The sequence below is a fragment of the Janthinobacterium sp. GMG1 genome, assembly GCF_034427795.1.
Lineage (GTDB): Bacteria > Pseudomonadota > Gammaproteobacteria > Burkholderiales > Burkholderiaceae_D > Janthinobacterium.
Genome location: NZ_JAXQNT010000007.1, coordinates 210259 through 230756, shown reverse-complemented (window position 1 = coordinate 230756; position 20498 = coordinate 210259). Strand labels below are relative to the sequence as shown.

The following is a 20498-nucleotide window of genomic DNA, read 5'->3' as shown; positions in this document are numbered from 1 at the left end:
GGGTTGTTTCGGTACAAAGCCGGGGGAGTCAAGAGCTGAAAGTCAGCTAAAAAAACATCGCTCCCTAGCGTGAAACGACTCTAGCATAGTCATGTAACTGTTTCATTTCTACTTGAAACAATTACACACAGCCAGGCAGGCATGGGAGGATCGGGCGGGCCGGCAGGCACGCCGCCCCTGCGGGGGAACGGTGGAAAAATCAGGCTTGGCGGGCGTCGCCCCCCGGCGCCAGCGGCGCGCGGGCGACTCGCATGCAGATACAAACTCGCTACAAATCTCCCGCCAGCCGGCTTGACCTGGCGCCACGCGGGCCGTTTGCGCTTACAGCGTCATGCCGAGGATGACATCCTGGTAGTCGGTGCGGCCCACGCGGAAGGTGCGCCGGCCCACCTGCGCAAAGCCGCAGCGCGCATAGAACGCCAGCGCATCGTGGTTTTCCGCATAGACGCCCAGCAGCACGCGCCCTGCCCCGCTGGCGCGCGCTTGGCTCAGCGCCGCCTGCATCAGACGCTGGCCCACGCGCTGGCCCTGGAAGCGATGCAGCAGGTAGATGCGCTTGATTTCCAGGTCCTTTGGCTGCGGATCCGCCACCGGCAAGCTGGCGGGGCTGAGCACCAGGTAGCCGACAGGCGCGCCGCCCGGCGTGGCCTCGGCTACCCACAGCCGCATGGCCGGCAGCGCCAGCCAGTCGCGGTACAGCTGCGCGTCGTGCTGGCGCTGGCAATGGGCGATGACGTCGGCGCCGTCGAGGATGCCGGCAAACGCTTCCAGGAATGTGGCCTGCCCCACCAGCGCCAGCGCCGCTTCATCGCCCTTCGCGCACGGCCGGATGGCGATCGCCGTGTCAGTGTGTGTACTCATGTCGCTTGCCATGCCTTGCTCCTGATATGAAACAAGCCGGACGAAGCCGGCTTGGATATGCTGTTGATGTGAGTGTTACTTGCCGCCCAAAGGCACCTCGCACAGGCAATGCGTGAGGGCCATGAACGGTTTGTGCTCGCGCGTGATGCCCGACAGCCAGGAGAGGTCCTGCGCCATGCCCAGCGCCGCGTCGGCCGGCAAGCCCGTGCTGGCCAGGCCCAGTTTCACGTGTTCGCCCAGTCCCAGCGAGGCCATGGCCTTCGAGCCGAACATGCCGATCAAGCGGTCCACGTTCGACGTTTCCTGCTCCAGGTACGTCACGCGGTAGTCGGCGCCCAGGTTGGCGCGCTTGGCGGCCGAGGCCAGCGCATCGCCATAGCTGCCGATGCGGTCGACCAGGTTGCGCTCTTTCGCCTGCAAGCCCGTCCAGACGCGGCCCTGCGCCACTTCATTGATCTTTTCCGGCGTCGTCTTGCGCGCCTTGGCGGCCAGGTTCAGGAAGTCGCCATATACGTGGTTGATCGAACCCTGGATCACTTGCGCAAAGCGCGGGTCGAGCGGACGCAAGGGGTTGCCCGCGTCGGCCAGCCAGGTGGTGGGCGAACCGGCCGTGTGGATGCCCAGCTTTTCCACCACCTTGTCGGCCGTCGGCAGAATCGCGAACACGCCGATGGAACCGGTGATGGTGGCCGCGTCGGCGATGACTTCATCGGACGAGGTGCTGATCCAGTAGCCGCCCGAAGCGGCCACGTTGCCCATCGAGACGACCACCGGTTTGCCGGCGGCGCGCGTCAGTTCCAGTTCGCGGCGGATCAGTTCCGAGCCGAAGGCGCTGCCGCCCGGCGAATCGACGCGCAGCACGATGGCCTTGATCGATTTGTCTTCGCGCGCCTGGCGGATCAGGCGCGAGGTGGACAGGCCGCCGATGGAACCCGGTGCCGCGATGCCGTCGCCGATTTCACCGGAGGCGATGACCACGCCGACGGCGTCGCCGATGTGCACGGGACGCAGGCGCGCCAGGTAATCGGTGTAGTTCACCTGGCGGAAATTCGTGCCTTCCGTGTTCTTCGCGCCGCGCGCCATCATGAACTGGCGCAGCTCGTCGCGCGTTTTCAGGCCGTCGACCAGCTTGGCGTCCAGCGACAGCTTGCCCAGGTCGCCGCCGGCGGCCGTCATCAGCTCGGGCAGCTTGTCGATCGATTGCATGATGGCGCCGGCCGGCAGCTTGCGCGCTTTTTCCACGTCCGTCGTGTAAGTGGTCCACAGGCCGTTGTTCAGGTAGCGGTCCGCTTCGGCCGCCGCTTCGGACGGGCCGTTGGCGATGAAAGGCTCGGCCGCGCTTTTATACGTGCCCACTTTCAGCAGGTTGACCGTCACGCCCACCTTGTCGAGCGCGTCGCGGTAGTAATTGCGGTAGCGGCCAAAGCCTTCCAGCATGACGCCGCCCATCGGGTGCAGGAATACCTCGTCGGCCTTGGCGGCCACCAGGTACTGGCGCTGGTTATAGCTCGAACCCCAGGCCGTGACTTTCTTGCCCGTGGCGCGGAAGCGTTCCACGCCGGCCGCCACTTCGCGCAGCGAAGCGAGGCCGCCGCCCTGCAATTCGTCGAGCAGGATCACCATGGAGCCGATATTCTTATCCTTGGCCGCCGTGTCGAGCACCGCCAGCACATCGCGCAGCTGCACGTTTTTCTTGACTTCGCCGCTGACATTGGCCAGCACGGCCTCGCGCACGCCGCCCGGGGTTTCCTCGACCAGCGGGCCTTGCAAGTCCAGCACCAGCGTGGTCTTTTCCGCCAGAGGCTTGGCGCCGCCGCCAAAGATCGCAATCAGGATGGCGATGACGATCAGCAGGAAAATCAGATTGATGACCGCGCGGCGGGTGGCGTCCAGCGCGCGCCAGAATGCGCCAAAACCGCGGCGTAGCGGCGGGAAGGGGTTGAGTGACATTGATGCTCCGTGAGGTTATGTACCTAAAGGAAATCAATATAGCTGAAAATGGCCCCGATCGTCTTCGGATTCGTCTTATTTTGATAACTATGCCGTGCCTTGTCCGCCCTGCCCTGGCGGCGTGGAAATGAGGAACAGGCCACCCAGCACCAGGGCGCCATTCAGGATCAGCAATTCCAGGCCGATGCGGTAATGCTCGAACAGCCGCATCTGCTCCTGCTCGATCAGCGCGCACAGCAATGGCCCCGCCACGGCCACCAGCGGCACCCAGCGGTCGCGCACGCCGCGCCGGCTCAGCAAACCGAAGGCAAACAGGCCCAGCAGCGGACCATAGGTGTAGCTGGCCAGTTTCAGGATCACGCCGATCATGCTGGGGTCGTCAAACCACTTGAAAACCATGATCAGGATCAAAAACAATGCGGCAAACCCCAGGTGCACGCGGCGGCGCCAGCGCATCTGCTGCGCCGCAGTCAAATCCTGCCTGCGCTGCACGCCGAGGATGTCGATGCAGAAGGTGGACGTCAAGGCCGTGAGCGCCCCATCCACGCTGGGAAACAGGGCGGAAATGAGGGCGATGAAGAAAATCAGCTGCACCACGGCAGGGAAATGTCCGAGCACCACGGCCGGGAACAATTTGTCGCCGGTGGCCGTCACGCCGGCCAGCGGCGCATACAGGTGCAGCAAGCCGCCGAGGAACAGGAACAGCAGCAGCACGCCGGTCAGCACCACGGTCAGGCTGAGCATATTCTTTTGCGAGTCGCGCAAGGTCCGCACGGAGATATTCTTTTGCATCATTTCCTGGTCCATGCCCGTCATGGCGATCGTGATGAACATGCCGGCAAGAATGTGTTTCCATACATAGGCGGGGCTGTCCGGATCGACGGTGAAGATGCGCGTGAGACCTTGCGCACGCATGCGCTCGAGGCTGTCGATGAGGGACATATCCATTGCGCGCAGCAAGAACACGCTGCAGATGACGAGACCGGCCAGCATGCATGCCGTCTGCAGGGTATCGGTCCAGACGATGGTTTTCACGCCACCTTCATAGGTGTAGAGCAGGATCAGCAGCAGCACGACGCACGAGGTCAGCCAGAACGGCACGCCCAGGCTGTCGAGTATGGTCGCTTGCAGGATATTGACCACCAGATACAGCCGCGCCGTGGCGCCCAGCAAGCGCGAGACGATGAAAAACGCCGCCCCGCTCTGGTAGGAGCGCCGTCCCAGGCGCAGTTCCAGGTAGCGGTAAATCGACGTGAGCTGCAGCCTGTAGTACAGCGGCAGCAAGATGAAGGTGATGGCCAGATAGCCCAGCACATAGCCGATCATCAGCTGGATATAGCCGAAACCGTTATTCCCCACGGCGCCGGGCACGCTGATGAAAGTCACGCCCGTAAGCGTCGTGCCCACCATGCCGAAGGCCACCAGCATCCAGTTGCTATCCTTGTTGCCGATGAAAAAACTGTCATTGGTGGCATGGCGTGAGGTGCGCCATGCCACGCCCAGCAGGATCAGGAAATACGCGAGGACGACGGCAAACAGGGTGAATGGGGACATGAACGTTGCGCTGGCGGCAAAGGGGAACAGGGGCAGAAATATACAGCAAAGCCCCTGTTTCCGCCGGCGTCAGCAGCCGGTCGGTTTGACTTTCTCCACTTCCAGGCCGAACCACGGACGCAAACGCGTGCCGATGACGTTGCCCAGAAAAGCACAGACCAGCCACAGCCAGCCGTGCAGGCTGCCCGAGACGATGCCGCTGAAATACGCGCCGATGTTGCAGCCGTAGGCCAGGCGCGCGCCGTAACCGAGCAGCAAGCCGCCGACGATGGCGGCAATGATCGAGCGGCGCGGGATGCGCCACACGGGCGCATAGCGGCCGGCCAGCGCCGCCGCCAGCATGGCGCCGAGCACGATGCCGATGTCCATCACGGAAGTCTTGTCCTGCGTCAACGGCGCGGCCAGGGCGGCCGCGTTGGCCTTGGTCGACCAGTAGGCCCAGCTGGCCGTATCGATACCGACCACGGACGCGGCCTTGGCGCCCCACAGGGCAAACGCGGACGTCACGCCCCACGGCTTGCCCGACAGCGCCAGGGTGGCGAAGTTCAGTACGACGAGAGCAACGGCGCCCGCCACCAGCGGCCACGGGCCATGCAGCCAGGGTGACGCCTGCGCCGGGCGCAGGGGCGTCGCGACGAGCTTGCCATGGCGACGCTTTTCCACCAGCACCGTGAGGCCGGCGATCAGTGCGAAGACGATCCAGTTCAGCGCCAGTGCGGGCACCAGGCCCAGGCTTGTGACAAGGGAAATGGGTTTCAATTGCGGCAGCGCCGTCCAGAACGGCATGTGCGCCGTGCCAATGACGGAGCCGACGATGAAGGCGGCCAGGGTGATGAGCATGCGCGTGCTGCCGCCCCCCACCGTGTACAGGGTGCCGGAAGCGCAACCGCCGCCCAGCTGCATGCCGATGCCGAAGATGAAGGCGCCAAAGATGACGGAGGTGCCGGCGGGGGACACCAGGCCCGCGACGGGCGTGCCGAACAGGGTCCCGGCAGACAATGCCGGGAAGAACAGCGCCACGCCCACGGCCAGCATCAGCATTTGCGCGCGCAAGCCGTCACCGCGGCCATCGGCGATGAAGACGCGCCAGGCGGACGTAAAACCGAAGGCCGCGTGATACAGGGTAATGCCGAGCAAGGCGCCCACCACGTACAGCGCGGACTGGTGAATGCCGACGGTTTGCGCCAGGTACCACGCGCCTAGCACGATGAGCAACAGGGCGACGCCCAGCGGTTTCGGATTGATGGCGGCGCGCAGGCGCAGCGGTGACATTGCTGTATCGGACATGGGGAGTATGGGCGAGAGGAAGGTAAGCACTATTGTAAACCCTACTCTCGCCTGTGCCAGCAACTTGCTTGCAAATCAAGCCGGCTTAATGCCCTACCGCATGGATCGACTTTTCGCCGCCAGTGCGCACAGGGATGGGATTCAAGCGGTCCATCCGGCCACTCAAGGCCGTCAAGCCGAACGCACCCAGCACGACGAGCGCACCGATCCAGCCCGTATGCACGAGTCCCAGGTGTTCGACGATCAGGCCGCCGCCCCAGGCGCCGCCGGCGATGCCCAGATTAAACGCGGCGATGTTCAGCCCCGAAGCCACGTCGACGGCGCGGGGCGTGAAGTGTTCCGCTTGCTGCACGACATACACTTGCAGCCCGGCCACGTTACCGAAGGCCACGGCGCCCCACAGCAGCACGGTGATGACGACGAGCACGGGATGCGGCGCCGTGAAGGTCAACAGCAGCAAAACCAACGCCAGCAGCAGGAAGATCAGTTTCAGGGCACGCACTGGACCTTTCTTGTCGGCCAGCTTGCCGCCCCAGATATTGCCAAACGCCACCGACACGCCATACACCAGCATCACCACGCCCACGGCGCCCGCGCTGAAACCCGACACGTCTTGCAGGATCGGTGCCAGATACGTAAAGGCGATGAAAGAGCCGCCATAGCCGACGGCCGTCATGGCGTACACCAGCAACAGGCGCGGCTGGCCCAGCACCTGCACTTGCTGCAGCAACGATGCAGGCTTGCTGTGCTTGATGGTCGACGGCACGTACAGCAAGCTGCCGACAAAGGCGACCAGGCCCAGGGCCGAGACGGCGAGGAAGGTTTCACGCCAGCCGAAATGCTGGCCGATGAAGGTGCCCAGCGGCACGCCCGTCACCAGGGCCACGGTCAGGCCCGTAAACATAATGGCAATCGCGCTGGCGGCCTTGTCCTTCGGCACCAGCGAGGTGGCGATGGTCGAGCCGATGGAAAAGAATACGCCATGCGCCAGCCCCGTCAGGATGCGAGCGATGACGAGGGTCTCGTAGCCCGGCGACTTCCACGCCAACAAGTTCCCCAGGGTGAACAGGACCATCAGCGACAATAACAGGGTTTTGCGGGGAATCTTGCCCGTCAGGGCAGTCAGCACGGGTGCGCCGACGGCGACGCCCAGCGCATACAGGCTGACCAGCAAGCCGGCCGATGGCAGGTTGACGCCCAGGTCCGCGGCGATGGTGGGCAACAGCCCGACGATGACAAACTCGGTGGTTCCGATGGCAAATGCGCTGAGGGTCAGCGCGAGCAAGGCAATGGGCATGAAAGACTCCGATAAATGATGTTGGCATGCAGTATCGGGGTTTTCTTTGTTTCGAAAAATACCTCCACAGGAAGAAGATACTTGCGCGCAAATCAATAATTGTATGGTCTGCTACACTGACCGCATCAACACGGGATCACCACCATGAATTCAGAAAAACTGGCGCTGCTGGTCACGCGCGAAATGCCATATGGGAAATATCAGGGACGGTTGCTGGCCGACTTGCCGGGCCACTACCTGGGCTGGTTCGCGCGCGAGGGCTTTCCCTCGGGCGAACTGGGCAGTTTAATTGCGCTGATGTACGAACTCGATCACAACGACTTGCGCAGCTTGCTCGACCCGCTGCGCACGCGCAAGTCACCGTGGCGGCCGGGCGAGTAAGGAGAATAGAAGGCGGGTCTTAAAACTCGCGCACCTTCTTGGCCAGCATGGCGCTGAACTCGCCATTTTCCACCAGCTTGTGCAGTTCGCTGGCACCACCGATCAGCACGCCGTTGACAAAGACCATGGGAAACGTGGGCCAGCCCGTCCACATTTTCAGGGCGTTGCGGCGGTGCCACTGGTTCAGATAGCTGCCGTATTGCAGGTACTGGTAGGGCGTGCCCAGCACGTCGAGGATCTTGCGCGCCTTGCGCGGAAACGGATTGAGCGCCATGCCGACCACCACCACCTGGTGCGCGGCGATGGCCGCCTGCACCTCGCGCACGATGTCCTTGTGCTTGCTGCCGATCAAGGGGCGGGCGGCGGGATGGATCTGGGCTTCGTCAAGGAGGGCGCGGGTCATGAAAGTCCTGGGGTGAGTGGCATGCGGATCACGCATTGTGCCATGCCTACCGCGTGACGTGCGCTACACTGCGCCCCTACTCCCCTTTCGTTTAAATATATGCAAGAAATCACTCTCATGCCTGCATGCCGCACCCTCCGCCTGCTCGGCGCTCTTCTGCTCGCCGCCAGTTGCGCCAGCGCCCTCGCCGCTACCGATCCCGGGCTCGAAATGGGCTTGCTGCATGCCCTGCACCTGAAAAAGGGCACGACGGACAGAGTAGGCACCTCCGGCAAGGCCATCGCCGCCTATGTGCGCGAAGGTTTTATCAGCCAGCGCCCCCAGCAGCGCTTCGACTACACCGATTACTACCTGCTGAAGAAGCCGGCAAGCTTCATGGGACATGAACTGGTGCTCATCGAGGAAGAATACATCACGCAATACATCGGCTGCTGCGTCAGCCCCGGCGCCGGCGTGACGGTGAAAGTGCGCGGCAGCACGCAAAACCTGCAAGCGTTCGCCAGCGCCCAGCGCTGCACCTTGACGGACCCTGTCGACATCCGGCATGCACTGGGCGAAGTGGCCATCAAGACCCGGCTGCCGAAAGGCCATTACGCATCCTTGAGCTGCCGCGAACGCGATGCGCAGCGCGAGGAGCAGTAAGCCCTACCCCAGCGGCACGTGCAAACCCATCTTGAGGCAAGTCAAGGCCACCGAGGTACGGTAGCGCCGGATATTGTCGTCGCCGCCGAACAGGCGTTCCGTCAGCGCTTCGTATTCGGCCATGCTGCTGGCCGTGATGACCAGCAGGTAATCGGCCTCGCCCGTGATGCCGTAGCACTGCTGTATGGCAGGCTCGGCCATGATACGCGCGCGCATGCCGGCCGTGCGCTGCGGATGTTCGTCGTGCAAATGCACTTCCACCGTCAGGATCAGGGGGCGGCCCAGGCGGCTGGCGTCGAGCACGGCCACCTCGTTGCGGATCACGCCGCTCTCGCGCAGGCGGCGGATGCGCCGCTGCACGGCCGGCGCGGACAAGTGCACGGCCTGGGCGATTTCGCGCTGCGAAGTCGTGTTATCGCGCTGCAAAATATCGAGGATCGCCAGATCGAAGGCGTCGAGGGCAAGGGAGGGCGTGAGCGAAAGTTGCGTCATGAAGGTCAAATTGCAGTGCAAATATCGGAGCAGACACAATAAACTTTCGCTATTCCGTTATCAAGCCTTTTATCACCATGCCATTACGCCGCTATTCCTCGCTGATTCCCCTGCTGGCCATCCTCGGCTCCGTCACTTGCCTGGGACTCGGCACGTCATGGGCCAAGCACAGCCTGTTCCCGCTGGTGGGCGCACAGGGCACGACGGCCGTGCGCGTGGGCTTTTCCGCCTTGCTGCTGTTGCTGTTCTGGCGCCCGTGGCGCTGGCAGCTGAGCCGCGCCGACCTGCGCACGGTGGCCCTGTATGGCGCGGCGCTGGGCATGACCAACCTGTGCTTCTACATGGCCTTGCGCACGATCCCGTTCGGCATCGCCGTGGCGATCGAGTTTTCCGGCCCGTTGGCTGTGGCCCTGCTGGCCTCGCGCCGCCCCATCGACTTCGTCTGGGTGGCCCTGGCCGTAGCGGGACTGGCGCTGCTGCTGCCGCTCGGCCACGACGTCAGCAACCTCGACCCCACGGGCGTGCTGTTCGCCCTGGGCGCCGCCGTCTGCTGGGCTTCGTACATCGTCTTCGGCAAGCGCGCCAGCCATTTGCATGCGGGCCATTCCGTATCGCTGGGCCTGGCAATGGCCGCGCTGGTGGTCGTGCCCGTGGGCGTGATGCACAGCGGCGCCGCCCTGCTCTCGCCCCTCGTGCTGGGCGTGGGCCTGGGCGTGGCACTCATTTCCAGCGCCATCCCGATCTCGCTGGAAATGGTGGCCCTGAAGCGGCTGACGCCGCAAGCGTTCGGCATCATGAGCAGCATGGAACCGGCCGTGGCCGCCATGCTCGCATACATCCTGCTCGACGAGCGCCTGGGTGCCGGGCAATGGCTGGCGATTGCCATGATCATGGCCGCGTCGATGGGCAGTTCGTACATGGCGCAGCGCATGAAGAAAGCGGCGCCGGCCACCGCCGTGCATACCTGAGTCCTCATGTCCTCTTAATGCACGGCCGCACCCGCCACATGGGACGCCAGGTTGCGGCGCGCCAGCCAGGCCAGCGGCAGCAGGGCCAGCAGCGCGGCGGCCACGCCGGCCCATGGCGACGACGCCATCAGCTGGCGCGAGACCATCAGCGCACCGAGCATGGAACCAAAGGAAATGCCGAGGTTAAATGCGGAAATGTTCAGGCCCGAGGCGAAATCGACGGCTTGCGGCGTGTAGCGCTCGGCCGTGGCCAGCATGCCTGCCTGCAAGGCGGGCGACAGGCCGAAGGCGAACACGCCCCAGACGAACAGCATCACCGTCATCATCCAGGGCGAACTGATGCTCAACGCCACGCCCGCTTGCGTGACGGCCAGCAACAACAGCATCAGGCGCAAGGCCTTTTGCCAGCCCAGGTGGCTGGTCAGGTAGCCACCCGCCAGGTTGCCGGCAAAGGTGGCGGCGCCAAACACGATCAGCAAGGCGCTGGCCATGGTGGCGGAGAAACCCGTCACATCCGTCAGGATGGGCGTAATGAACGTGAAGGCGGCAAAGCTGCTGCCAAAGCCAAACGTCGTAATCGCCATCATGGTCAGGATGGGGCCGCTGCCCAGGGCCGCCAGCTGCGTCATGGCCTTGCCGCCCTTGCCCTGCTGCAAACCGGCCGGCAGCCAGCGCGCCATGGCGGCCAATCCCAGCGCGGCCAGCACGACGACGGCAAAGAAGGGCAAGCGCCAGCCCATCAGATTGCCGAGGAAGCTGCCGAAGGGCACGCCGATCACCATGGCCAGGGTCAGTCCGGCAAACATCACGGAAATCGCCCTGCCCGCCTGCGCCTTGCTGACCAGGCTGGCGGCCACGGTGGCGCCGATGGCAAAGAAGGTGCCGTGCGCCACGGCCGTGATGACCCGTCCCGCCAGCAACAGTTCGAACGTGTGCGAAAAGGCGGCCAGCAGGTTGCCGGCCAGGAACACGCTCATCAGCCCCAGCAAGGCCGCCTTGCGCGGCAGGCGCGACATCAGCAGCACCAGCAGCGGCGTGCCGATGGCCAGCGCCAGCGCATACAGGCTGACCAGCGAGCCGGCCGATTCGATGGAAATATGCAAATCTTTCGCAATCGTCGGCAGGATGCCGACGACGATGAATTCGGTCACGCCGATGGCAAAGGCGCCGACGGCCAGCGCCAGCACGCCGGGCGGCATCTTGCTGGCTGAAGTGGAAACAGGGTTTGCGGTGGTCATGGTATTTCTCCGGCAGAGTTCAAGCCAGCCAGTGTATCGATGGAAATGCTTTTGATATAGACTCCAATAATGGAAACACCTGTGAAATGGATTCAATAATGGCCAGGCAAGACATCAACCGCGCGTTCGAAATGGCCGTGTTTGCCGCCGTGGTGGAAACGGGGGCCTTTTCCGCCGCCGCGCGCCGCCTGGCCTTGACGCCATCGGCCGTCAGCAAGCTGGTCAATCGCCTGGAAGCACGGCTGGGTGCCCGCTTGCTCCAGCGCAGCACGCGCCAGCTGCACACGACGCCCGAGGGCGACGCCTTCTTCGTGCAGTGCAAGCGCATCCTCGACGATATCGATGGCGCCGAGCGCGAAGCGGCGCAGGGCGCAGCGCCGCGCGGCCGCTTGCGCATCAACTGTTTCGTACCGTTCGGCGTGCGCCACCTGCTGCCCATCCTGCCCGAGTTCGCGCAGCGCTATCCCGACATCGTGCTCGACGTCGTCGTCAGCGACGCCATCGTCGACTTGCTGGAAGACCGCACCGACATCGCCATCCGCACGGGCAAGCTGAAGGAATCGAACCTGGTGGCGCGCAAACTGGGCGAAGACGCGATGGTTGTCGTGGCGTCGCCCGCCTACGCGGCGCGCCACGGCCTGCCGCGCACGCCGCAGGAATTATCCGGACACAATTTATTGGCCTTCAACTTCCGCTGCCAGAACGAAACCTGGCCCTTCCTCGATGGCGCTGGCGGCATGTTGAATGTGGCGCCGCAGGGCAATACCTGCGTCAGCGATGGCGAAAGCCTGCGCCAACTGGTACTGGCGGGCATGGGACTGGGACGCTTTTCACGCCAGCACGTGCTGCGCGACATTGCGCAAGGTCAGTTGGTAGAAGTGCTGCAGGACTACAATCCGGGCGACAAGGAACTCGTGCACGCCGTCTTCGTGGGACCGGGTTTACAGGTGCCGGCTCGCGTGCGCGTGATGCTCGATTATCTGCTGGAAAAAGTAAAACTGGGGTGAGCGGCGCCGACAAGCATCGCGTCCTATAATCGGCCCAATCGTTGATATCGTTGAAACTTCAGGGAGCCGCGCTCATGCATGAGACCTTGATCCACACCTTGCAAACCCGCTTCAGCCAGCACAGGCACCGCCATCCGCAATGGAAGTGGGACAAGGTGCTGGCGCGGCTGGACGCCGCTCCTGCCAGCCTGGCGGTATTGCAGCAAATGGAAGACACGGGCGGCGAACCGGACGTCATCGGGCACGCCGGCGACACGGGCGCCGTCACGTTTTGCGATTGCTCGGCAGAAAGTCCGCTCGGCCGGCGCAGCCTGTGTTTCGATGCGGCGGCCCTGGCCGCGCGCAAGGCCAACAAGCCGGCCGGCAGCGCCATGGCCATGGCGCAGGCGATGGGAGTCACACTGCTGACGCAGACGCAATACCGCCAGTTGCAGGAACTGGGGCCATTCGACCGCAAAACCTCGAGCTGGATCGCCACGCCGGACAGCATCCGCGCGCTGGGCGGCGCCCTGTTTTGCGACCGCCGCTATGAACAGGTCTTCGTCTACCACAATGGCGCCGAATCGTATTATGCGAGCCGGGGCTTTCGGGGACGACTAACCGTCTGACAATCGCCGGCTCAGGCCAGCTCTTCCAGCCGCAACTGCCGGCCTTCATCGAGCATCAGCTCGAACTCGGCCGCCGTCACGGCCGGGCTGAACAGATAACCTTGCAGCTGGTCGCAGCCGAGCTCGCGCAGGAAGCGCATCTGCTCGGCCGTTTCCACCCCTTCGGCGACGATTTCCTGGCGCAGTTGCTGCGCCATGGTGACGATGGCGCGGGCGATGGCGCAATCGTTTTCCTCGAACGGCAAGCCGATGACGAAGGAGCGGTCGATTTTCAAAGTACTGATGGGGAATTTCTTCAGGTAGGCCAGGCTGGAATAGCCGGTACCGAAGTCGTCCAGCGCCAGCGCCAGACCCATGGCCACCAGCTGGTTCATGATGTCGATCACCTTGTCGGCGCCGCGCATCAGCAGGCTTTCCGTGATTTCCAGCATGATCTGGTCGGGCCGCACGCCGTAGCGTTCCAGCACCGCCGCTATGCGCGCCGGCAACTGTTCATCGAACTGGCGCGCCGACAGGTTGACGGCGATGGCCGGCATGTGCAGGCCACGGTCTTCCCAGTTGCGGATCTGGCGGCAGGCCTCGTCCAGCACCCAGGTACCCAGTTCCAGGATCAAACTGGTTTCCTCGGCAACGGGGATGAAGAGGCCGGGCGAGACCATGCCGCGCATCGGATGCTTCCAGCGCAGCAAGGCTTCCGCGCCCACGATGCGCCCGCTGGCCAGGCTCACTTTCGGCTGGTAATGCAATTCCAGCTCCTTGTCACCCAGGGCCAAACGCATTTCGCTTTCCAGGCGCAAATGTTCCTTGGCCCGGCGGTTCATGTCTTCGCGGTAAAACAGGAAGGTCGATTCGATCGTCTGCCCCGCCTTGGCCACGGCCACGTCGGCAAAACGGAACAGGGCAGGCGCTTCCAGGCCGTCTTCCGGATACACGGTGATGCCGATGCTGGCGCCCACGTGCAGCGCGTGCGTGTCGATATTGATCGGCGCCTCCAGCAGGTTGAGCAGCTTTTGCGCCACATTCGCCGCGTGTTCGCGCTTTTCGATATGCAGCAGGGCCACGACGAACTTGCTGTTGTCGACGCGCGCCAGGATGTCCGCGTCGCGCAGGGCGCCACGGAACAGCTGGCCGATGGCGATCACCAGCTGGTCGCCCACTTCATGGCCAAGCGTGTCGCTGATGGAACCGATGCGGCTGATGTCGATGACCATCAGCGCGCCATGCGTGCCCTGGCGTTTCGCTTCGGCCAGGCCCTGGTCGACCAATTGATTCAACAGGCAGCGGTTGGGCAAGCCCGTCAGGCTGTCGTAGTTGGCCATGCGCTGCATGCGCGCCTCGGCATCCTTGTGCACCGAGATATCGGAAAACAGGGAAAACACGTGGCTAATTTCGCCGAATTCGTCGCGCACGACGCTGATGGTGACGTCTTGCGGGAACAATTCGCCATTCTTGCGCTTGCCGATGATTTCGCCGCGCCAGGAGCCGTGGCCGCGCATGGCGGCGCGCACCTTGGCGCGGAAATCGGGGTCGTGCACGCCCGAGCGCAGCAAGTCCGGCGTGCGGCCGATGGCTTCGGCCGGCGAGTAGCCGGTGATGCGGCTGAAGGAACTGTTGATCGAGACGATGCGCTCTTCCGCGTCCGTGATCAGCACGGCTTGCTCGCTGTCTTCGATGATGCGCGCGTGCAACCTGACCTTGTCCACGTCGGACAGCGGCTCGCTCATGGCCGAAAGGCGCACTGCCATGCCGCAGCCCTTGCCCGCCTGGTCGTGGATCACGTGGCGGTGCATGCGCAGCCACGTCACCATGCCCGACTTCTTGCGCCGGCGCACATCGGTGGCCACGTCGCCCTGCGTGAAATGCAGCTCCAGCACGCTCGCTTCCGCGTCGTCTTCCGGATACAGGAACAGGATGTGCTGGCCCAGGGCTTCCAGTTCGGAATAGCCGAACATCTGTTCGGCGCCATGGTTCCAGCCGATCAAAAAGCCGTCAGGATCGATTTCCAGCAAGGCGTCGGGGGGCGCCACGCGCACCACGGGGCGGCTGGCGCCGCGCAGACGCTCCAGTTCCTCCTCCAGCCGCGCCAGGGTGGCGGCCTGCTGCGGCCCCGCCTGTTCACGGGCATCCTGAGCCAGGCGCAGGCACAGCGCAACCTTCGCCTCAAGCATGGCAACCCCACTCGGGGACCAGGTCAGGGGAACATATCAGGAGCGCTGCTGTGTGTGTAATCATCAAAATCCCACTGTGGGGCGTGGAGGTCGGGCGGAAATACTGTGAATATGGTAACTTAAAAATGTTGGCGTATGTCAACATTTTAAGACCTACGCCGAATGGCCCGGCAGATGCTGCGCCAGGCGGGCAAACACATCCGGTTCGCGCATGCGCGCCATCCACCAGCGCAATGCGGCGCCATCCTCGCCCACGCGCCAGGCCAGATAAAACGTTTCCGACGGTTTCGGTTCTTCCACGGCCTTTTCCACCAGCAAGCCGCGCGCGATGGCGGCGCGCGCACACGGCCCCGGCAGGAAGCCAAAACCAAGCCCCAGCACCTGATAGTCGAACTTGACCTGCATGTTCGGCACGCTCAAGGCATCTTGCCCCAGCAGCAAGCCCACCGTGCGCGGCGCCATCTGGCGCGCCGAATCGGCCACCACCACGGCCCGGTATTGCTGCAGGTGGCCGCGCGACAAGGGCTCCTGCACCTGCGCCAGCGGGTGCGTGGGCGCCACGGCGAAGACGAAGTCGAGCATGCCGATCGGCTGCGCGATATAGCCGCCGCCGGCCGGCCCGTCACCGGGCGCGCCCACCAGCAAGTCGGCGCGCCGGTCCAGCAGCGCTTCCCACGTGCCCGACAGCGTGTCTTGCGACAGGCGCAGGCGCGTCTGCTGCGCCACGTCGTAAAAGGCGCGCACGTCATCGGCCAGGGCCACGGCGGAAAACATGGAATCGATGCCGATGGACAATTCCGTTTCCCAGCCGGACGCCACCCTGCGCACGCGGTGCTCGAGGTCCTGCGCCGCCTTCAACAGATAACGGCCCTCTTTCAGCAATTCCTGGCCGGCCGCCGTCAGCATGACTTTCGGGCCATTGCGCTGGAACACCTGCACGCCCAGGTCGTCTTCCAGCTTGGCCACCGTATAGGAAATGGTGGACGGGACTTTATGCAATTCCTTGCCGGCCGACGAGAACGAACCGCGGCGGTCGATGGCGTCGACGATTTGCAAGGCTTCCAGGCTCAGTCTTAACATTCGATTTTTTCGATCATAGGTCGCAATATTTTCCGTTTTTCTTTCTCTGAACAGGCGCCTATACTTTGTTCATCGTACTGCGAAGGGGAGAAAGAAGCCATGGCACAGCGCCAGGTAACGGTCCTTCGAAATTATCGCACATTAACTTATAGAAACGGAGTCCACCATGTTACAGATTCGTCATAGCGAAGAACGCGGCGCCGCCAACCACGGCTGGCTCAATTCCCACCACAGCTTTTCCTTCGGCAGCTACCACGATCCGCTGCACATGGGCTTTGGCCCCTTGCTGGTGATCAATGAAGACCGCGTCACGCCTGGCCAGGGTTTCGGCACGCACGGCCACCGCGACATGGAAATCATTTCGTATGTGCTCGACGGCGCGCTGGAGCACAAGGACAGCATGGGCACCGGTTCCGTCCTGCACTACGGCGATGTGCAGCGCATGAGCGCCGGCAGCGGCGTGCGCCACAGCGAGTTCAACCACTCGGCAACGGATGGCTTGCACTTCCTGCAGATCTGGATCCAGCCGAACGTGACGGGCATTCCCCCCAGCTATGAAGAGAAACACTTCACGCCGGACAGCAAACGGGGCAAGCTACGCTTGATCGCCTCCTCCGACGGCCGCCAGGGTTCCGTGCTGATCCACCAGGATGCGGCCATCTACGCCAGCATCCTGCAGGAAGGCGAACAGGCCGAACATGCGCTCGACGAAGGCCGCCTCGCCTATGTGCACCTGATCCGCGGCAGCCTGGTCGTCAACGGCACACCCTTGAAAGCGGGCGATGCGCTGAAATTGACGCAGGAAGCGGCCGTGAGCATTACCCAGCCGGAAGACGCGGAATTTCTGCTCTTCGACCTGCCTAAATAATTGATAAAAATAAAGAAAAGGAAACAAACATGAAAAATAATACGGATATCCTGCTGCCCCTCGGGCGTGCCGCCCTTGGCGTGCTGTTCTTTGTCTCGGGCTTGCTGAAAATCGGCGGCTTTGCCGGTGTGGCCGGTTACATGGCCAGCCAGGGCTTGCCGATCGCCAATATCTTGCTGGTGGGCGTGATCGTCCTGGAAGTGGGCGGCGGCTTGCTCTTGATCACGGGCTGGCAGGCACGCTGGGCGGCGCTGGCCCTGGCGCTGTTCCTGATCCCGACGACGCTCATCTTCCATGCCTTCTGGAGCGCCGATGCGGCCCACTTCCAGGACCAGTTGACGAACTTCCTGAAGAACCTGTCCATCTTCGGCGGCATGCTGTTGCTGGTGGAGCGCGGTTTTCGCCAGGCCAGGTAAGGCCAAGGCTGCCTGACCGGACGGGCCCGTCACGGACGCGGTCCGCCCGGCCGGCAGCCTGTCACCGTTTTGTCATCAAGCTGACATGGCGCGGTCACATACACTGACTATCATGCGGTTGCCATTTAATCACGCAACCACAGGACATCGCAGCCCATGAACAAGCCCAACGATCTGGCCATCCGCGCCACCGATCTGAACGACATTGACAGCAACGCGTCCCACGACAACCATTTCAACAGCATCCTGAACGCCCGCCTGAGCCGCCGCAACTGGCTGCGCGGCAGCGCCGTCACGGCCGCTACCGCCGTCATGGGTTCGATGGGCCTGTCCGCTTGCGGCGGCGGCAGCGACGCCATCGCCGTCACGCCGACGCCGACACCGACGCCCGAAAAACTGCTGGCCTTCACGGCCGTGCCGAAAAGCCTGGCCGACGTCGTGTCGGTGCCGGCAGGCTACACGGCCACGGCCCTGTATGCGCTGGGCGACTCGCTGCGCGCGGCCACGCCAGCGTACAAGAATGACGGCAGCGATACCGATTTCGACAACCGCGCCGGCGACCACCACGACGGCATGGAATACTACGGCCTGTCCGCCGCCGGTGCGCCGCTGGCGTCCGGCGCCGAACGGGGCTTGCTGGCGATGAACCACGAAGCGACCACGGACGAAACTCTGTCCTCGCACTTCCTGCACGTGAATGGCGGCACCACCTCGCTGCCGCGCCCCGCCGCCGAAGTCGACAAGGAAGTGGCCGTCCACGGACTGAGCGTGGTGGAAGTCAAGAAGACGGGCAGCGCCTGGGCCACCGTCAACGATTCCGCCTTCAACCGCCGCGTCACGCCGCTGACGGACATCGAGCTTGCCGGCCCCGTGCGCGGCAACGCCCTCGTCGTGACCAAGTATTCGCCGACCGGCACCAAGACGCGCGGCACCATCAACAATTGCGGCACGGGCAAGTCGCCATGGGGCAGCTACCTGTCCGGCGAAGAAAACTGGGCCGGTTACTTCACCCGCTCGGCCACCGACAATGCGGCGCGCGGCGACAAATCCGTCGCTTCGCTGAACCGCTATGGCCGCAGCCAGGGCGGCGCCTCGCGCCACGGCTGGGAAACGGGCGGCAGCGACGACAAGTACGCGCGCTGGAACCTGAGCAAGATCGGCGCATCCGCCAACGGCAGCGACGATTACCGCAATGAATTGAATGGCATGGGCTACATCGTCGAGATGGACCCGTACGACAAGACCAAGGCCATCCGCAAGCGCACGGCGCTGGGCCGCTACGCGCACGAAAGCGCCGCCTTCAGCGTGCCGGCCGTGGGCCAGCAACTGGCCGTGTACATGGGCGACGATTCGCGCAACGAGTACATCTACAAATTCGTCACGACCGCCGTCTGGGCCGCCGCGGACGCCAATCCGGCCGACCGTATCGCCACCGGCGACAAATACCTCGATTCGGGCAAGCTGTACGTGGCCAAGCTGGCCGCCGACGGCACGGGCCAGTGGATCGAGCTGGCCATGTCGAACGCGCTGATCCAGGCGTACAGCGCCTACAAGTTCGCCGACCTGGCCGACGTGCTGGTGAATGCCCGCCTGGCGGCCGACGCCGTGGGCGCAACAAAAATGGACCGCCCGGAATGGTGCTCGGTCAACCCGGCGAATGGCGAGATCTACTACACGCTGACCAACAATTCGAACCGCACCGTCAATCCGAGCGGCTCGTCGCAACTGGCGCCGGACAGCGCCAACCCGCGCGCCTACACGGACATGAAGGGCACGACGGCGCAAAACGGCAATCCGAACGGCCACATCATCCGCTTCAAGGAAGGCACGGGCGCGGCCGCTGCCACCAGCTTTACCTGGGATGTCTACCTGTTTGGCGCCGAGAGCGGCGCCGACGCCAGCAAGATCAACCTGTCGAACCTGACGGCCGAGCAGGATTTCTCCAGCCCCGACGGCCTCGCCTTCAGCCCCTACACGGGCATCTGCTGGATCCAGACGGACGATGGCGCGTACACGGATGTCACCAACTGCATGATGCTGGCGGCCATCCCCGGCAAGGTCGGCGACGGCGCCAAGTCGACCCTGAACTACGCGACGGCGGCCGGCGGCAACCTGGCGGTCGACACCTTCATCGGCAAGAAACCCACGGCCGACACGCTCAAGCGCTTCCTGGTGGGGCCGGTCGGTTCGGAAATCACGGGTATCAGCGAAACGCCCGATGGCAAGACCATGTTCATCAACATCCAGCATCCGGGCGAAAATACCAAGCTGGCGAATATCGGCGATCCGTCCAAATACACGAGCCAGTGGCCGGCCAACGCCGGTTATGGCGCCGGCAAACGCCCCCGCTCGGCCACCATCGTGATCACCAAGAACGACGGCGGACGCATCGGCAGCTGATGCACCGTGCCTGGCGGCAGCCGCCGCCAGGCAAAGCCGGCAGTTCACCTTGTAAAAGAAGGAAGTGCCCCTAAGTAAGGCTTATCACCAGACATTGCAACGACCGAATGGCAGCCAGGGAAAACGTTTCCCTGCTTTTTGGTATGATGGCAAGGCGCGCCGGCACCGGAGTGGTGTCGCGCGCCTTTTATTTTTGATAATTACTTATATGAGCACAACCATGCAAAGCGGCGCAGACCTCCTGGCGACAGGCGAATTGGATTACACGACTTCCTGCGCACTGCCGACGCCGTGGGCCCAGTTCACCCTGCACGCCTTTGTCGAACACGCCACGGGCAAGGAACACCTGGCCATGGTGCTGGGCGATATCGGCAACGGCGAACCGGTGCTGGCGCGCGTGCATTCCGAGTGCCTGACGGGCGACGTGCTGTTTTCGCAGCGCTGCGACTGCGGCGCGCAGCTTGAAGGCGCCTTGAAACGCATCGCCGAGGAAGGTCGCGGCATCTTGCTGTACCTGCGCCAGGAAGGACGCGGCATCGGCCTGATCAACAAGATCCGCGCCTACCGCCTGCAGGAAGCGGGCGCCGACACGGTACAGGCAAATGAGCAGCTGGGTTTCAAGGCCGACGCGCGCAACTACACCTTGTGCAAGCCCATGTTTGCACAGTTCGGCATCAATAGCCTGCGTTTGATGACGAACAACCCGCGCAAGATCGCCGCCATGGAAGCGCTGGGCATCACGGTGGCCGAACGGGTGCCGCTGCTGGTCAACCGCAACGCCTTCAACCAGCACTACCTGAATACCAAGCAAAGCAAGCTCGGCCACATGATGACGCCGGAAACGGCACCGGCACTGGAAGACGGCGCCCTGTAGTCCC

19 protein-coding genes are annotated in these 20498 nt (G+C 63.7%); 9 read left to right on the top strand and 10 right to left on the bottom strand.

What is annotated here, in order from left to right:
* Positions 1-321 precede the first annotated feature (321 nt).
* The 5 genes from SJI03_RS19610 to SJI03_RS19590 form a co-directional block, all read right to left on the bottom strand.
* Positions 322-861 carry a GNAT family N-acetyltransferase gene (locus tag SJI03_RS19610; protein WP_322428281.1) on the bottom strand — a complete coding sequence of 180 codons (540 nt, stop codon included), beginning with the start codon at positions 859-861 and terminating at the stop codon, positions 322-324.
* Between the two features lie 75 nt (positions 862-936).
* Positions 937-2811 carry a signal peptide peptidase SppA gene (gene sppA, locus SJI03_RS19605; protein ID WP_322428280.1) on the bottom strand — a complete coding sequence of 625 codons (1875 nt, stop codon included), beginning with the start codon at positions 2809-2811 and terminating at the stop codon, positions 937-939.
* Between the two features lie 87 nt (positions 2812-2898).
* Complete coding sequence (locus SJI03_RS19600) at positions 2899-4365, bottom strand: sodium:solute symporter (protein WP_322428279.1); 1467 nt, start codon at positions 4363-4365, stop codon at positions 2899-2901.
* A gap of 69 nt (positions 4366-4434) precedes the next feature.
* Positions 4435-5652: a YeeE/YedE family protein gene (locus SJI03_RS19595; protein WP_322428278.1), complete on the bottom strand. Its 1218-nt coding sequence runs from the start codon at positions 5650-5652 to the stop codon at positions 4435-4437.
* Positions 5653-5737: 85 nt separating this feature from the next.
* Positions 5738-6949 carry an MFS transporter gene (locus tag SJI03_RS19590; protein ID WP_099378322.1) on the bottom strand — a complete coding sequence of 404 codons (1212 nt, stop codon included), beginning with the start codon at positions 6947-6949 and terminating at the stop codon, positions 5738-5740.
* Positions 6950-7093: 144 nt separating this feature from the next.
* Here SJI03_RS19590 and SJI03_RS19585 point away from each other — a divergent pair, with 144 nt between their 5' ends.
* Positions 7094-7330, top strand: coding sequence for a DUF3820 family protein (locus SJI03_RS19585; protein ID WP_034749909.1), 237 nt, complete (start codon positions 7094-7096; stop codon positions 7328-7330).
* 19 nt (positions 7331-7349) lie between these two features.
* Here the strand turns inward: SJI03_RS19585 and SJI03_RS19580 are convergent, their stop codons facing one another.
* Positions 7350-7733: a glutaredoxin gene (locus tag SJI03_RS19580; RefSeq protein WP_322428277.1), complete on the bottom strand. Its 384-nt coding sequence runs from the start codon at positions 7731-7733 to the stop codon at positions 7350-7352.
* Positions 7734-7850: 117 nt separating this feature from the next.
* On the opposite strand from SJI03_RS19580, the gene SJI03_RS19575 reads away from it, so the two are divergent.
* Complete coding sequence (locus SJI03_RS19575; protein WP_322428276.1) at positions 7851-8375, top strand: hypothetical protein; 525 nt, start codon at positions 7851-7853, stop codon at positions 8373-8375.
* Positions 8376-8378: 3 nt separating this feature from the next.
* On the opposite strand, the gene SJI03_RS19570 is transcribed toward SJI03_RS19575, so the two are convergent.
* A complete protein-coding gene (locus SJI03_RS19570; RefSeq protein WP_322428275.1) occupies positions 8379-8867 on the bottom strand; it encodes an Lrp/AsnC family transcriptional regulator in 489 nt (162 codons plus the stop codon).
* 77 nt (positions 8868-8944) lie between these two features.
* Between SJI03_RS19570 and SJI03_RS19565 the strand changes: the two genes are divergently transcribed.
* A complete protein-coding gene (locus SJI03_RS19565; RefSeq protein ID WP_322428274.1) occupies positions 8945-9835 on the top strand; it encodes a DMT family transporter in 891 nt (296 codons plus the stop codon).
* A 14-nt stretch (positions 9836-9849) separates the two neighbouring features.
* Here the strand turns inward: SJI03_RS19565 and SJI03_RS19560 are convergent, their stop codons facing one another.
* Entirely contained in the window at positions 9850-11073 is a 1224-nt protein-coding gene (locus SJI03_RS19560) for an MFS transporter (RefSeq protein WP_322428273.1), read from the bottom strand.
* A 98-nt stretch (positions 11074-11171) separates the two neighbouring features.
* Between SJI03_RS19560 and SJI03_RS19555 the strand changes: the two genes are divergently transcribed.
* A complete protein-coding gene (locus tag SJI03_RS19555) occupies positions 11172-12080 on the top strand; it encodes a LysR family transcriptional regulator (RefSeq protein WP_322428272.1) in 909 nt (302 codons plus the stop codon).
* Between the two features lie 74 nt (positions 12081-12154).
* Entirely contained in the window at positions 12155-12688 is a 534-nt protein-coding gene (locus SJI03_RS19550) for a DUF4256 domain-containing protein (RefSeq protein WP_322428271.1), read from the top strand.
* Between the two features lie 11 nt (positions 12689-12699).
* On the opposite strand, the gene SJI03_RS19545 is transcribed toward SJI03_RS19550, so the two are convergent.
* Together SJI03_RS19545 and SJI03_RS19540 are read right to left on the bottom strand one after the other, a co-directional pair.
* Positions 12700-14856, bottom strand: a complete 2157-nt coding sequence (locus tag SJI03_RS19545; protein WP_099378316.1) for a putative bifunctional diguanylate cyclase/phosphodiesterase — start codon at positions 14854-14856, stop codon at positions 12700-12702.
* Positions 14857-15009: 153 nt separating this feature from the next.
* Positions 15010-15936: a LysR family transcriptional regulator gene (locus SJI03_RS19540; protein ID WP_322428270.1), complete on the bottom strand. Its 927-nt coding sequence runs from the start codon at positions 15934-15936 to the stop codon at positions 15010-15012.
* 166 nt (positions 15937-16102) lie between these two features.
* On the opposite strand from SJI03_RS19540, the gene SJI03_RS19535 reads away from it, so the two are divergent.
* The 4 genes from SJI03_RS19535 (at position 16103) to ribA (ending at position 20494) form a co-directional block, all read left to right on the top strand.
* The gene (locus tag SJI03_RS19535; protein WP_322428269.1) at positions 16103-16804 is read left to right on the top strand and encodes a pirin family protein; all 702 of its coding nucleotides are present in this window, start codon (positions 16103-16105) and stop codon (positions 16802-16804) included.
* A gap of 29 nt (positions 16805-16833) precedes the next feature.
* Complete coding sequence (locus tag SJI03_RS19530) at positions 16834-17220, top strand: DoxX family protein (protein WP_099378313.1); 387 nt, start codon at positions 16834-16836, stop codon at positions 17218-17220.
* A gap of 156 nt (positions 17221-17376) precedes the next feature.
* Positions 17377-19620: a PhoX family phosphatase gene (locus SJI03_RS19525; protein ID WP_322428268.1), complete on the top strand. Its 2244-nt coding sequence runs from the start codon at positions 17377-17379 to the stop codon at positions 19618-19620.
* A 220-nt stretch (positions 19621-19840) separates the two neighbouring features.
* Entirely contained in the window at positions 19841-20494 is a 654-nt protein-coding gene (ribA, locus tag SJI03_RS19520) for a GTP cyclohydrolase II (RefSeq protein WP_099378311.1), read from the top strand.
* The last annotated feature ends 4 nt before the right edge of the window (positions 20495-20498 follow it).